Here is a 13304-nt window from a genome sequence, read left to right as displayed (position 1 = left end):
ATGCGTGCGCCGCCCCTGCGCGCGGAAAGAAGGCCACTCGAATGAACATCGTCCTCGTCCACGGCTCCGGCGGGTCGGAGCGATCGTGGTCGCTCGTCGCGCCGCTGCTGGCCTCCCGCGGGCACGCGGTGATCGTCGCCGACAACCCGTCGCAGTCGCTCGAGGAGGACACGCGCCGGGTGCGCGACCTGATCGACCCGCTCGAGGGCCCGATCGTGCTGGTCGGGCACTCGTACGGCGGGGCGGTCATCACGAACGCGGGTGTCGACGAGAGGGTGGCCGCGCTCGTCTACGTCGCCGCGTTCGTTCCCGATGCCGGCGAGAGCGTGCAGGGCATCGTGAACAGTTATCCCCCCGCCGAGGTCTCGCGCTTCTTCACCCGCGGTCCGGCCGGCGAGTGGATTCCGGAGGACAGCCCCGCCTCGCGTGCGGCCCTGGCATGGGACGTGCCCGACGACGTCTGGGCGACACGCCACAACGACCGGCGGACCTCCGCCGACGCCATCTTCACCCAGCGCACCGGCAGCCCCGCCTGGGCGACGACACCGAGCTGGTACCTGCTGGCGACCTCCGACAAGCACATCCGCGTCGAGGCGCAACGCGAGATGGCCTCCCGCGCGGGTTCGACGGTCCTCGAGGTCGACACGAGTCATGCCGTCCCGCATGCCGCGCCCGAGCGCGTCGTCGCCGTCATCGAGGCGGCGATCGACGCCGTCACGGGCTGACGCGGGGGGATCAGCGGGCCAGACCGTCGAGGTCCTTCACGAAACGCCCGCCCTGCACCACGGCACGCACCGCCGTCGGGTCGCCCAGGGCATCGAGGTCGGCGAGCGGATCCACCGCGGTGACGACGAGGTCTGCCAGCTTGCCGGCCTCGACCGAACCGAGGTGCTCGTCCAGTCGCAGCAGGCGGGCGCCGGCGAGCGTACCCGCGTGCACCGCCCGCAGCGGGGTCAGCCCGACACCCACGAGGTGGCCCAGCTCGGTGAGGTTGCGCCCCTGCGGGTGGATCCCCGCATCCGTTCCCATGGCCACCGCGACCCCCCGCGCGACCGCCGCCGAGATGGCCGTGATCGCGCGCTCCTGCCGCCGACGGCGAGCCGGGTCGTCGCCCGACGAGGACGGGCGCAGCAACGTGCTCAGAGTGGGGACGAGGGTGGTTCCCCGCTCGAGCATGAGTGCGATCGTCTCGTCGCTCATGTCGTAGCCGTGCTCGATGCTCGCCGCGCCCCCCAGCACGGCCGCCCGCACGCCCTCGTCGTTCTGCGCGTGGGCGGCGACGGGCTGCCCGTGACGGCCGCGCATCTCGGCGACGACCAGCTCCACGTGCTCCCGCGGGAGCCCGCGATCCTCCGGGGAGTCGTGCGGACTCGTGACGCCGCCCGACGTGCACACCTTGATGACGTCGGCGCCGGTGCGCACGAGCTCGCGGACGACCTTCACGACCTCGTCGGGCGTGTCGACCACGGCCACCCCGGAGGCCGCTCCCCGCGCGGCCCAGACCGGCACCGATCCGTTCGCTCGGACGGGGTCGGCGTGACCACCGGTGGGTGAGAGCATCGAGATCGCCAGGTGCAGGCGCGGTCCGGCCACGGCGCCGGAGGCGACGGCCGACCGATAGCCGGGGGTGAGTCCACTGAGATCCCGGGCCGTCGTGACGCCGGCCTCGACCGTCGCCCGGAGGTTCGCGAGGGCCGCGACCACCCACTCCTCGTCGAACCAGTCGGCCTGTTCGCTGCGCGACGCCGCCGTGCTCATCACGAGGTGCACGTGCGCGTCGACGAAGCCCGGAAGGAGGAACCGGCCGCCGAGATCGATCGCCCTGCCGCGCCCCGACGGCCGTCGCGGCCCGACGTACGCGATCCGGCCCTCGACGACCTCGACCTCGGCGTCGGGCAGCGGGTCGCTCAGCGTGCCGTCGATCAGCGTCGCACCGACGAGGCGGTACGGCGCCGCGTTCACCGGGGTCAGGGGCAGTCGTGCGGTCATCGGGAGCTCCTCACGCGTCGAGCCGGAAGCCGGGCGCGCCGGGATCGGCGTCGAGCAGCCTGCGGGTGTACCAGTGACGCGGATCGCCGTAGATCTCATCGGCCGTGCCCGACTCCACGACCTCGCCCCGGTACATCACCGCGACGTAGTCGCTCACCCGCTGCACGACGGCGAGGTTGTGCGAGATGAACATCATCGTCACCCCGACCTCGGCCTTGATCTCGGCGAGCAGGTCGAGGATCTGAGCCTGCACCGACACGTCGAGCGCGGACGTGATCTCGTCGGCGATCACGAACGAGGGGTCGAGCAGGAGGCTGCGGGCGATGGCGATGCGCTGCCGCTGCCCGCCGGAGAACTCGTGGGGATACCGCGTCATCATGTCGGCGGAGAGCCCGACGCGCTCGAGCCAGTGGGCGATCCGGTCGGAGAAGCGCCGCACGTCGGCGCGCCGGGGGTCGACGGCCTCCGCGAGCGTCTGTCCGACCGTGCGACGCGGCGACAGCGACGAGTAGGGATCCTGGGGGATCATCTGCACCCGCCGGCGGTAGTCGTAGGCCGCCCGGCGGTCGCGCCCGAGTCGACGGACGTCGATCCCGCCGACGGTCACCGCGCCCGACGCCGCGGGCACCACGCCGACGAGCGCCTTCGCGAGGGTGGACTTGCCGGAGCCCGATTCGCCGACGACGCCGATAGTGCTGCCCTTCTCCAGCGCGAGCGAGACGTCGTGGAGCACCCGCGTGCCCCCGAACGAGACCTCGAGACCGCGGACGTCGACCATCAGTGCGGTCATTGCTGTTCTCCGTTCGTCGCGAGGTTCTCGGGGATGCGCACGACGGGCGTCGCCGCGAGCAGCTTGCGCGTGTACGGATGGGTGACCGTGTCGGCCGACATGCCGGCGACGTCGTCGATCCGCTCGACGATGCGGCCGTCCTTCATGACGAGCACCCGGTCGCAGAGCGCCCGGACGACGCCGAGGTCGTGGGAGATGAACAGCACCGACGTGCCCCTCTCGCTGTTCATCCGACGGATGAGGGAGAGCACCTCCCGCTGCACGGTGACGTCGAGCGCGGTCGTGGGCTCGTCGGCGATGAGCAGCGCCGGATCGGTACTCATCGCCGATGCGATCATCGCGCGCTGCTTCATGCCGCCGGACAGCTGGTGCGGGTACTGGCGCAGCCTCCCCTCGGGGTCGGTGAGCATGACCGACCGGAACCCTCTGACGAGCATCTCGACCGCGGCCCGCCGACTGTGGCGGAGGCGGATGGTCAGCACGTCCGACAGCTGCACGCCCAGGATCAACGCGGGGTTCAGCGCCGTTCCCGGGTCTTGATAGATGAGCCCGATCTGAGAGGCCAGCTGCTTCTCCGAGACCTTGCCGAGCATGTCCGCGCCGTCGAGCTCGAGGCGGCGCGCCGAACCCTCCAGCCCCTCCCCGAGGAGTTTCGCCACGACCGAGGCCGTGACGGACTTCCCCGAACCCGACTCCCCGACGATGCCCAGCACTTCGCCCCGGCGGATGTCGAACGACACGTCCGAGACCAGTACGCGACCCGAGACGGCGTGCTGCACCGTGATGCCGTCGGCGACGAGGAGCGGACCGTCGGCGGTGGTGACGGCGGATGCGGCGACGACGCCCGGGTGCGCAGCATCCGTCGATCCCGAGCGGACGAGGCGCGAGCGCGGGGTGTGCGAGCGCGGATTCGCCGCGGCGGCGAGGCCGTCGCCGACCAGCAGAGCGGCGAGAGACGTGAAGGTCAACGCGACGGCCGGTCCGACGATGACGATCGGGTTGACGAAGATCTTGTTCAGGCTCTCGCTGAGCAGACTCCCCCAGTCGAACGAGGGTGACTGGGGTCCGAGGCCGATGAACGACAGACCCGAGATCTCGACGAGCGCGCCCGAGAACGCGCTGGCGATGAGGATGAGGATCGGCTCCGCCATGTTCGGCAGCACGTGCCGCAGAGCGATGCGGTAGGTCGGCACACCGAGCAGCCGGGCTGTCGAGACGTACTCGCTGACGGCGATCTTCGCGGCCAAGTTGGCCGTCAAGCGCGCGAAGCCCGCGATGTTGGCCACGGCGATCGCGACCACGAGCTGCACGACGCCCTGCCCCAGGATGGCGGCGATGACGATCGCCACGAGCATGGTCGGGTAGCTGACGGCGAATTCGATGCCCCGCAGCGACAGTTCGCGCAGGCGACGCGGCGCGAGCCAGGTGGCGATGCCGATCGTGATGCCCACGAGAGCCGACAGGACGGTGGCGAGCAGGGCCATCACCACCGTGGAGCGCGTGGCGACGAGAGTACGGGCGAGGAGGTCGCGTCCGAGCGTGTCGGTGCCCAGCGGGTGCGCCCAGCTCGACGGCTGGTTCGGGCCGCCGCCGAGCGCGGTCGCCTGGTCGCCGAGCACGAGGGGCGCGACGATCGCCACCGCGGCGACGAGACCGAGCATCGTCACCCCGATCACCAGGGCGGGGTTCCAGCGGAAGGCGCGTGGGCGCGCCGTGGGCTCGTCGGCGACGATCAGGGCGGCCGGGTTCGTCTCAGCCACGCTGGTCTCCGAGGGTGCGGGGGTCGATCAGACCCAGGATGATGTCGATGACCAGGGTGATCAGCAGCGAGATCGTGCCGATCACGAACACCGCGCTGCGGATGACGGGGTAGTCCTTGTCGACGGCGATGGCCTGCACGATCACTCCGCCCAGACCCGGCCACGCGAACACGGCCTCGGTGATGAGGGCGGAGCCCAGGAGGGCGGTCAGGATGATGCCCGAGAGCGTCAGCGCGGTGGTCAGCAGGTTGGGCAGCATGTGCTTCGCGTACAACGAGAGCGCCGGAAGCCGCCAACCCCGGGCCGTGCGCATGTAGTCCTGCTCGAGGATGACGGCCGTCTCGTGCCGCACGATGCGCGCGACCGAGCACATACCGCCGATCGTGAGTGAAGCGATCGGGAGGATCGAGGCGGCACCGAAACCGTAGGCCGGCGAGTACGCGGGAGGCAGTACCCGCAGCACGACCGCGAAGATCACGACGAGGATCGTCGCTTGCACGTATACCGGGATCGAGGAGAACAGCGCCGTCACCGCGTTGAAGACCCCGCCGAGCCACCGACGCCGGTCGCCGCGGGTCGCGACGCCGACCGACATCCCCAGAGCGAGCCCGAGGATCAGCAGGAGGACGACGGCCGGGAGCGTGATCGCGAGGGTGAAGGGGACGGCCGCCATGACGACCTGCATGGCCGGGACCCGGTAGCGGAACGAATCGCCGAAGTCGAACTGCGCGACCCCCACGACGTAGTCCCACAGCTGTACGGGCAGGGGCTGGTCGAGTCCGAGCTGCGCGCGCACGAGGTCGACCTGCGCGAGGGAGGCGTTCTCGCCGGCGATCGCGACAGCCGGGTCCCCGGGGATCAGCTGAACGATCAGGAAGGTCAGGAGCACCAGGATGACGAGGTTGACGACCAGACCGCCCGCCCGACGGAGGAGGAACCTCCGCCAGGCGGCCGTCAGGGTCGACGCGCGGGGCGCATCGGTGCTCGACAGGGCGCCCGGACCGGGCGTCGACGGGGATTCTCGGAGTGTTCTGGTCATCGATCGCTCTCGACGTTCCGGTCCGGGCGGTGGCTCACGGCGTCTCAGCCGACGATGCGCATCGCGGTCGGGTCCCAATACCCCGACAGCACGTGGGTGGCGAAGCCCGCACGGGCGACGTACCGGTGGGTGTCGGTGATGAGAGGCACCATGTCGACGCGCTCGAGGATGCTCTTCTGCGCGGCCTCGAAGTTCTCGCACTGCGTCGCGGTGTCTGCCGCGCTCAGTCCGGCCTCGAACAGCGCCACGGCCTCGGGGTTGTCGGTCGCGGCGACGTTGGTGCCGCCCTGGGGGTAGGTCGGGCCGAGGTAGCGGGCGATGGAGAGGTGGATGAGTCCCGACTCGGCGTTCTCGGCTGCCACGGCGACGTCCCACGTCTCGGGCGCGGTGCGCATCTGCTTGGTCCACTCGGCCGGGTCGAGGGCCGAGACCTCGACGGTGGCGCCGGCGGCGCGGAGCGATTCGGCGAGGTAGTCGGCCGCCGGATCCCAGTTCGTCATGATGAGCAGTCGTATGGTCTTGCCGGTGAGCTCGGCGGATGCCGCGGCCGGGTCGTAGGACTGCACGAGCGACGGGTCGTCGAGCGCGCAGGCGTAGCCCGCGGAGTTCACGGTGTACTGCGCGACGCCGAGCCCGTCGAGACCGGCGTCGTTGAAGCCCTGCGGGTCGATGGCCTGGCCCACGGCGGCGCGGAGCGCCTCGTCGCCCTCGAACACCGATCCGGTGCCGGGGGCCTGGTTGAACACCAGGTTGTACGCCGAGCTGGCGAACGTGACCGTGCTGAACCCGTCGGTGTCGAATCGCAGCGCGTTGGAGTCGTAGAACCGTGCCACATCGACACCACCCGATTCGAGCAGGTTCGCGCTCGTGTTGGAGTCGGGCTGCACGGTGAGGTTGATCGTCGCAGCGGGCTCGCCGTCCACGCTCGCCCACTCGGGCCACGCGTCGTAGTCGTCGCGCAGGGCGTAGGCGACGCTCACTCCCGAGACGTTCTCGGCGAGGGTGTACGGCCCCGACCAGGCACCGGCGACCGTGCCGGCGGCCAGACCCTCGGGGTCGTCCAGTCCGGCGGGGCAGATGATGCCCGTACCGGGGCGGGTCACGCCGCTGAGCAGCTGCGAGTAGGGCTCGGACAGGTCGATCGTGACGGTCCTCGCCGCGTCATCGGCGGTGAAGGTGGGGGTCCCCGAGCCGAAGGCCTGGTTCTTCCAGGTCACGGCACCGCTGTCTTCCAGACCCGTGAGGTACTCGAAGGATGCGGCGACCACGCCGGGTGTGATCGCGGTGCCGTCGGCGCACGTCGCATCGTCGCGGATGGTGAAGACGTACTCCGATGCGGAGACGGTCTCCCAGTCGGTGGCGAGGCCTCCGACGATGGGCTCGGCGTCGCCCTGGCGCAGCAGCGTGTCGAATCCGAGGCGGGCGATCTCGACGTCGGAGCTCGCCGACGCCTTCGCGGGGTCGAACGTCGAGGGGGCGTACCAGAGCTCGGCGTTGATCGTGTCGGTCGCCGCCGCCGCATCATCGGCCGGCGCGGCCGTCGATGCGCAGCCGGTGACCACCAGGCCGGCGGCGACGATCGCCGCGGCTCCCGTGAGCATCCTCTTCGTGTCCATGGTGCTGTCCTCCATAGGGGTTCGGGTGGAGCGGATCGGCGGCGCGCGGAGACAGAGGAGCCGTCCGGGGTGCGCGGGTCATGGGTGCGGACGGAGCATTCGCGCCGACGAGACCTTGCCGTCGTGGATCCAATATATACAGCTTGGCATCCAATATTGTTTCGTCAGGATTACGCGTGCGTCTGGGATGCATCCGGGCGATCGAGCAGGCGCCGCGGCTCGGAGACGAGCATCGCGTGCAGTCGACCGTCGGGAACGCCTCTCCGGCGCAGGTCGGGCACGATGCGCTCGACGAGATAGGCGTATCCGAATCCGCCGTAGGCCCGCAGCTGCGCCTTCGTCCACACCGACTCGCCGAGCACGACACGCGCCTCGGGGTGCGCGGCGACGAACTCGGGGAAGAACGCCAGGCGCTCGCGGTCCGAGGGGTTGTCGACCCGGCCGACATGCACGGCCTCGGTGCCGAAGCACATCTCCAGCACGGCGCCGGCATCGGACAGCGCGGCCCAATACGCCGCATCCAGGTATTCGTCGACATTGGCGAAGACGACCCGGTCGGCGGCGAGGCCCTCCGCGCCCATCAGACGCAGCACCTCCGGACCCCGGAACGCGTCCGGATCCAGCCGCACCGACACGCTCGCCCCGGTTCGCACGGCCGCGCGCGCGGCGGCCCGCAGCTGCTCGCGCTCGCGATGCTCGAGCTCGCCGGTGGTGCCCATGATGCCGAGCATCCCCGCGCGGAACCCCGCCCCGGGAATGCCGACGGTGAGCGCCTCGACGAAGTGCCGCTCGAGCTCGCGCTCGGACATCTCCGCGATCCACCCCGGCACGATGCGCGGCACGTACGCCCCGTACGAGCTGACGATCGTCATCCCCGAGGCGGCCGAGACGGCCGGAAGGCCCGCGTGGCGCGGACCGAGTCCCCACGACGAGCACTCGACGACCGCGCGCTGACCGGCGCCGACCGCCCGACCCAACTCGCCGGCGGCGAGGGCGGGATCGTCGAGCACGAGGTTGTCGGCGAGGGCGAGCGCGTTCCACCGGAGGTATCCGAGGGTGTCGATCGATACGGCCTCCCCCGCCGGTGCGGGCGCGGCCCCGTCCCGGCGCAACCGCGACGCGTCGCTGAGCACGTGGTCGTGCATGCAGGTCGCGCCGAGGAGCGCAGCATCCATTCGGCCCGTCACCGTCTCGATCACGACAGCCTCCCGATTGCGGATCCATTCGCTGTTACTTAGGATCCAATCATGACTCACGTGATTCGACCCGCCGAGGCCGATGCCGAAGCCCTCGAGGCGAAGCCCCTCGCACCGCCCAGCGCTCAGCCGCTCTCGGGCGAGATCACCGTCCGCGGAAAGGTCGAGTTCGCCACCGCGGATCGCACCATCGTGTCGGGGCTCTGGGAGAGCGACCCCGGGCGGTCGCGGTGGGAGTTCCTCACGCGCGGCGAGATCGTCCACATCCTCAGCGGCCGCATGATCGTGCACGAGGACGGCGGAGAACCCGTCGAGCTGACCGCAGGGAGCGCGGCGTTCTTCCCGATCGGCTGGACCGGCGAGTGGTCGGTCATCGAACCCGTGCGCAAGTTCTACGTCGTATACAAGTAGGCCGCGATGAACCGTCTGAAACTGGGCACGTTCGGCACGAACCTCGCCCCCGGCATCACGTTCACCACGATCCCCGGCGCCCTCACGACCGACTGGTCGCGGGTGAAGGACCTCGCCCGCCGTGCCGAGGCGATGGACTTCGAGGCCATCGTGCCCATCTCCCGATGGAAGGGGTACGGCGGCGAGCACAACCCCCACTCCGACGCCTACGACACCCTCACCTGGGCGGCGGCCGTCGGCGCGGTCACCGAGAGCGCGCGCATCTTCGCCACCGTGTCGATGCCCGTCGTTCACCCGGTGATGGCGGCGAAGCAGATGGCCACGATCGACCACGTGACCGGCGGTCGGGCGGGCATCAACGTCCTCGCCGGGTGGTACCGGCCCGAGATGGAGATGTTCGGTGCCGACCTCCTGGCGCACGACCGCCGGTACGACCTCGCCGACGAGTGGATCGGCGTCGTCGAGCGCCTCTGGAGCGAGAGCGCGGAGTTCGACCACGACGGTGAGTTCTTCCACCTCTCGGGCGCGTACTCGGCGCCCAAGCCCCTCGGTGCGCGTCCTCAGATCATGAACGCCGCGATGTCGGGCCGCGGGTTGGAGTTCGCCCTGCAGCACGCCGACAAGCTGTTCGTGAAGCTGAGCGACGATCGCGAGAAGGCGACCGCGCACGTGGCCGACGTCAAGCGCCAGGCGCGTGAGAAGTACGGGCGCGACATCGAGGTGTGGACCTTCGGCTACGTGGTCGACGGCGAGACGGAAGAGGCCGCCCGCGACTTCCTGCACTACTACGCGCAGGAGAACGGTATGCACGACGCCGCCATCAACGCCCTGACGATCATGGGCGTCGAGGCGGAGGTCGCGGGCGACAACTCCACCGCCGCGCGCCGCTTCAGCTGGGTCGCCGGCGACGGCGGCGTGCCGCTGATCGGCACCGCCGCGCAGGTCGCCGACGGGCTCGAGTGGCTCTCGGACGTCGGCATCGACGGCTGCCTGCTCGGCTGGCCGCTGTGGGAGGACGGCATGGCGCGCTTCGCGGACAGCATCCTGCCCCTCCTCCACTCCCGGGGCCTGCGCACCGCGCTCTGACCCCGCGACGCGCAAGACCGCGAGACCGCTTCCTCGCGACGAGACCCGGGTTTTCGACCGGGGTCTCGTCGGCGGGAAGCGGTCTCGCGGTCTGTGGTCGCCGGGTCAGGCGAGCTTGAGGAGGCGCGCGGCGTTCTCGCCGAGGATCGCGTCGCGCTCGGCGCGCGAGAAGCCGGGCAGGCTCTCGACGATCTCGGCGGTGACGCCCGGGGTGTACCAGGGGAAGTCCGAACCCATCACGACGCGGTCGACCCCGATCGAACGCACGAGTCCGGCGACGTCGTGGGCCGACGGCCCCGCGGTCGCACCGATCCAGATGACGATCTCCGACAGGTCGAACATCACCTGCGGGTGCGCCGCGGCGACCGCCGCCGTGTCGCGCCACGAGCCGCCGCCCAGATGCGCGAGCACGAGCTTCAGCTCGGGCCGGGATGCGGCGAGCGCGGCGAAGACGCCCGGTTCGGAGAATCCGCGGCCGCGCGTGTCGGGTCCGCTGTGGAACACGATCGGCACGTCGGCGTCGATGCAGGCGTCGTAGACGCCGTCGAAGCCCGGATCGTCGGGGTAGGCCCTGATGCCGATCGGGTGGAGCTTGAGGCCCCGCGCGCCCCAGTCACCGAAGGCCTCGGCGAGGTGCTCCCGCGACTCGTCGGAGGTCATCACGGCCGGGTTCGCGCTGACGAAGGGGATGAGCTTGTCGTGCGGGGCCGCCATCTCGCACACCCACCGGTTGTAGGCGACGAGGTCGTCGCGATACTGGCCGTAGTGGGGCTCCGCGGGCCAATGCGTGAGACCGGCGGGTAGATCCGGGTATCCCGGCACCTCGTAGCTGCCGAGAACGGTGGCGTAGTCGAACCCCGCCGCGTCGAGGGCGGCGAGGGCATCGTCGACCGATCCGCCGACGCCGGCGAGCGGGATGTCGGCCTTCTCGCCGTACTCGACGATCGGGAAGTTCTCGATCTCGTACAGCCCGCGCGCCGGGTCGGCGTAGATGTGCAGGTGGGTGTCGATCCTCATTCGTCGATCTCCTTCGCGGGGGTACGGGTCTCGACCTCGGCGATCATCTCGAACACGTTGCCGCCGGAGAGGCTCGAGACACCGATGCCGGCCGACGTGGATCGGCCGATCCTGTCGCCGAAGACCTCGACGAACAGGTCGGCGGCGCCGTTGGTGACGAGGTTCACGTCGGTGAACTCCGGGGTGACGACGACGAAGGTGAGGGTACGGATGAACCCCGTCACCTCGTCGAGCGAGCCGACGGCGAAACGGATGAGACCCAGCACGTTGATCGCGGCGTATCGGGCCGCCGCATACCCCTCTTCCAGGGTCACGGTCTCACCCACCCGGCCGGGGTGCACCTTGTTGCCCTGTCGATCCTCGGGCGTGATGCCGCTGATCGTCAGGCACCTGCCGAGGCGGTGGAACGCCTTCATCGTGGCGTACCGCTCCCCGTAGGGAGGGTTCGCGTAGTCGGGGATGACCAACCCCAGCTCTTCGACCCGCCGTTCCGCGCTCCACACCATGGCTTCTCCTCTGGCCTCTAGAATGGATCCATTCTACGCAGTTTCGGATACAGATCGAGAGAAGGTTCAGGATGGCGACGCCAGAGCAGAGGGTTCGGGAACTGGGCCTCGAGATCCCCGATTACTCCGATCCCCCCTACGGACGCCGCTACGGCCGCATGAAGCCGTTCCACCGAATCGGCGACCTGCTCGAGCTGAGCGGACTCACGCCCGAGAACCGCGTCGGCGACCGCCTGAACCCCGGAGTCGTGGGCGTCGATGTGACGATCGAAGAGGGCTACGCCGCCGCGCGCCTGACCGCGGTGCACACCCTCGGCATCATCCGCTACGCGCTCGGATCGCTCGACAACGTCAAGAGCCTCTCCCGCGGACTCTGCTTCGTCGTGTGCCCTCCCGGCTTCGAAGACCTGCACCTGGTCTCCAACGGAGCGACCGACCTGTTCCTCGAGGTGTTCGGGGAGGAGGCCGGGAGCATCGGACGCGCATCGATCGGTGCCACCACGCTGTCGCGCAACAACTGCTTCGAACTGTGGCTGAGCCTGGAGTGCCACCCGGAGACCACGCCGTGACCGAAGCGGCGGAAGCCGCACCGCGTGACATGGTCCGCACCCTGCCGTTCTGGCTCATCTTCGTCGCCTCGACCCTGGGCGGCATCACCAACTCGGCGAGCACGCCGATCATCCCGGTCTACGTGGAAGACACGCTCGGCGGTGACAGTTCGCTCGCCGGCGCGATCGTCGCCCTGGCCGCACTCGCCTCCGTCGTCGCGATGCCCATCGCGGGCGCCCTGGCCGATCGGCGCGGCTACCGGCTGATCACGGTGGTCGGGGGAGGCATCGCGGTGGTCGGGATGCTGCTGCTCGCCGCCCTTCCGTCGCTCGCGGGCGCCGGCGTGAGTCGCGTGCTGTTCGGACTCGGCAACGCCGCTGCCATGACCGTCATCATGGCGTGGCTCATCGCCCTCACCCCCGCCGACCAGCGCGGCCGGGCGCTGAGCTACTTCGGGCTCAGCGTCTGGTTGGGGGTCGCCCTGGGTCCGCAGCTCGGCACTGCCGTGGAGCAGATCGGCGGAGCGCCGGTCGTCTTCCTCGTCTGCGCGGCGCTCGAGCTCGCCACCGTGGCGACGATCATCGCCCTCCCCCGGCCGCGAGCCGCCGCCGTCGGCACAGCGACCGGGCCGATCGCGCTGCCGCGCGGCGCGGTCGCCGGGGTCTGGCACGCCTTCCGCGCGGTATGGGCCCCCGGCGTCGCCGCAGCCGCGGCCTGGTGCGGTGAGGGCATCATGATCGCGTTCCTCATCGTGCACCTGGCGGGAGCGGGCGTTCCCGCGGGCGGCTTCATGGGCGGCGCGTCGGTGTACACCGTCTTCGCGGTGAGCGTCATCGGTGCGCGACTGGCCCTCGCCTCGCTTCCCGACCGCATCGGGCCCCTCCGCGCCACCGCGATCGCCCTGTCCAGCCTCGCCGTCGGCTTGACGGTCATCGCTTTCGCGCAGGACTTCTGGCTGGCGAGCCTCGGCGCCGCGTTCATCGGCGTCGGCTTCGCGCCCCTCTACCCCTCGCTCACGATGCTCGCCACGAGAGGGCTCACCTCGCGGAACCGCGCGCTCGGCCTCGGTCTCTTCTCGAGCTTCACCAGCATCGGCTACGGCGGCGGCGCGCTGCTGGGCGGGTTCGTCATCTCGATCGCGTCGTCGACGCTCGCCTTCCTCATCGTCGCGGGCCTGCAGTTCGTCGCCCTCGCCGTGCTGACCGCATTCACCCGCGACGAGTCGCCCCGGTCGCGCGACCGCCTCGCGGAGCCCCGCGACCCCGCCGCCTGACCCCGCCGCCCGAGACGGACCGCGAGCGCACGCTCTGGGCCCGAGGGCACGGGGCGAGAGCGCCCCCGAAGG

Annotated in this window: 13 protein-coding genes; 5 read left to right on the top strand and 8 right to left on the bottom strand. The window is 70.6% G+C overall.

Annotated elements, in window-relative coordinates; genetic code table 11:
* The first annotated feature begins 41 nt into the window (after nt 1-41).
* On the top strand, nt 42-725 hold the full coding sequence (locus tag DEU34_RS01690) for an alpha/beta fold hydrolase (protein WP_121148282.1): 684 nt from the start codon (nt 42-44) through the stop codon (nt 723-725).
* A gap of 10 nt (nt 726-735) precedes the next feature.
* On the opposite strand, the gene DEU34_RS01685 is transcribed toward DEU34_RS01690, so the two are convergent.
* From DEU34_RS01685 to DEU34_RS01660, 6 genes are all read right to left on the bottom strand, one after another.
* On the bottom strand, nt 736-1989 hold the full coding sequence (locus DEU34_RS01685) for an amidohydrolase family protein (protein ID WP_121148279.1): 1254 nt from the start codon (nt 1987-1989) through the stop codon (nt 736-738).
* A 10-nt stretch (nt 1990-1999) separates the two neighbouring features.
* Complete coding sequence (locus DEU34_RS01680) at nt 2000-2779, bottom strand: ABC transporter ATP-binding protein (RefSeq protein WP_121148277.1); 780 nt, start codon at nt 2777-2779, stop codon at nt 2000-2002.
* Entirely contained in the window at nt 2776-4539 is a 1764-nt protein-coding gene (locus DEU34_RS01675) for a dipeptide/oligopeptide/nickel ABC transporter permease/ATP-binding protein (RefSeq protein ID WP_259460000.1), read from the bottom strand. Before DEU34_RS01675 ends, DEU34_RS01680 begins: the two co-directional genes overlap by 4 nt.
* Nucleotides 4532-5578 carry an ABC transporter permease gene (locus DEU34_RS01670; protein ID WP_121148274.1) on the bottom strand — a complete coding sequence of 349 codons (1047 nt, stop codon included), beginning with the start codon at nt 5576-5578 and terminating at the stop codon, nt 4532-4534. Before DEU34_RS01670 ends, DEU34_RS01675 begins: the two co-directional genes overlap by 8 nt.
* Before the next feature lie 44 nt (nt 5579-5622).
* On the bottom strand, nt 5623-7194 hold the full coding sequence (locus DEU34_RS01665) for an ABC transporter substrate-binding protein (RefSeq protein ID WP_183042309.1): 1572 nt from the start codon (nt 7192-7194) through the stop codon (nt 5623-5625).
* 170 nt (nt 7195-7364) lie between these two features.
* Complete coding sequence (locus DEU34_RS01660) at nt 7365-8393, bottom strand: phosphotriesterase (protein ID WP_121148269.1); 1029 nt, start codon at nt 8391-8393, stop codon at nt 7365-7367.
* 48 nt (nt 8394-8441) lie between these two features.
* Here DEU34_RS01660 and DEU34_RS01655 point away from each other — a divergent pair, with 48 nt between their 5' ends.
* Together DEU34_RS01655 and DEU34_RS01650 are read left to right on the top strand one after the other, a co-directional pair.
* Nucleotides 8442-8801 carry a cupin domain-containing protein gene (locus tag DEU34_RS01655; protein ID WP_121148267.1) on the top strand — a complete coding sequence of 120 codons (360 nt, stop codon included), beginning with the start codon at nt 8442-8444 and terminating at the stop codon, nt 8799-8801.
* 6 nt (nt 8802-8807) lie between these two features.
* Nucleotides 8808-9887: an LLM class flavin-dependent oxidoreductase gene (locus DEU34_RS01650; protein ID WP_121148265.1), complete on the top strand. Its 1080-nt coding sequence runs from the start codon at nt 8808-8810 to the stop codon at nt 9885-9887.
* A 105-nt stretch (nt 9888-9992) separates the two neighbouring features.
* Here the strand turns inward: DEU34_RS01650 and DEU34_RS01645 are convergent, their stop codons facing one another.
* Both DEU34_RS01645 and DEU34_RS01640 read right to left on the bottom strand, forming a co-directional pair.
* A complete protein-coding gene (locus DEU34_RS01645; protein ID WP_121148262.1) occupies nt 9993-10904 on the bottom strand; it encodes an amidohydrolase family protein in 912 nt (303 codons plus the stop codon).
* Nucleotides 10901-11410 carry a RidA family protein gene (locus DEU34_RS01640; RefSeq protein WP_121148260.1) on the bottom strand — a complete coding sequence of 170 codons (510 nt, stop codon included), beginning with the start codon at nt 11408-11410 and terminating at the stop codon, nt 10901-10903. The genes DEU34_RS01645 and DEU34_RS01640 overlap by 4 nt, the downstream gene beginning before the upstream one ends.
* A 71-nt stretch (nt 11411-11481) precedes the next feature.
* On the opposite strand from DEU34_RS01640, the gene DEU34_RS01635 reads away from it, so the two are divergent.
* Nucleotides 11482-11979, top strand: a complete 498-nt coding sequence (locus DEU34_RS01635; RefSeq protein ID WP_121148258.1) for a RidA family protein — start codon at nt 11482-11484, stop codon at nt 11977-11979.
* On the top strand, nt 11976-13232 hold the full coding sequence (locus tag DEU34_RS01630; RefSeq protein WP_121148256.1) for an MFS transporter: 1257 nt from the start codon (nt 11976-11978) through the stop codon (nt 13230-13232). Before DEU34_RS01635 ends, DEU34_RS01630 begins: the two co-directional genes overlap by 4 nt.
* The last annotated feature ends 72 nt before the right edge of the window (nt 13233-13304 follow it).

This window comes from Microbacterium sp. AG1240 (assembly GCF_003635115.1).
GTDB lineage: Bacteria > Actinomycetota > Actinomycetes > Actinomycetales > Microbacteriaceae > Microbacterium.
The sequence above is the reverse complement of the archived record's forward strand: the minus strand, read 5'-3'. Positions and strand labels throughout refer to the sequence as shown.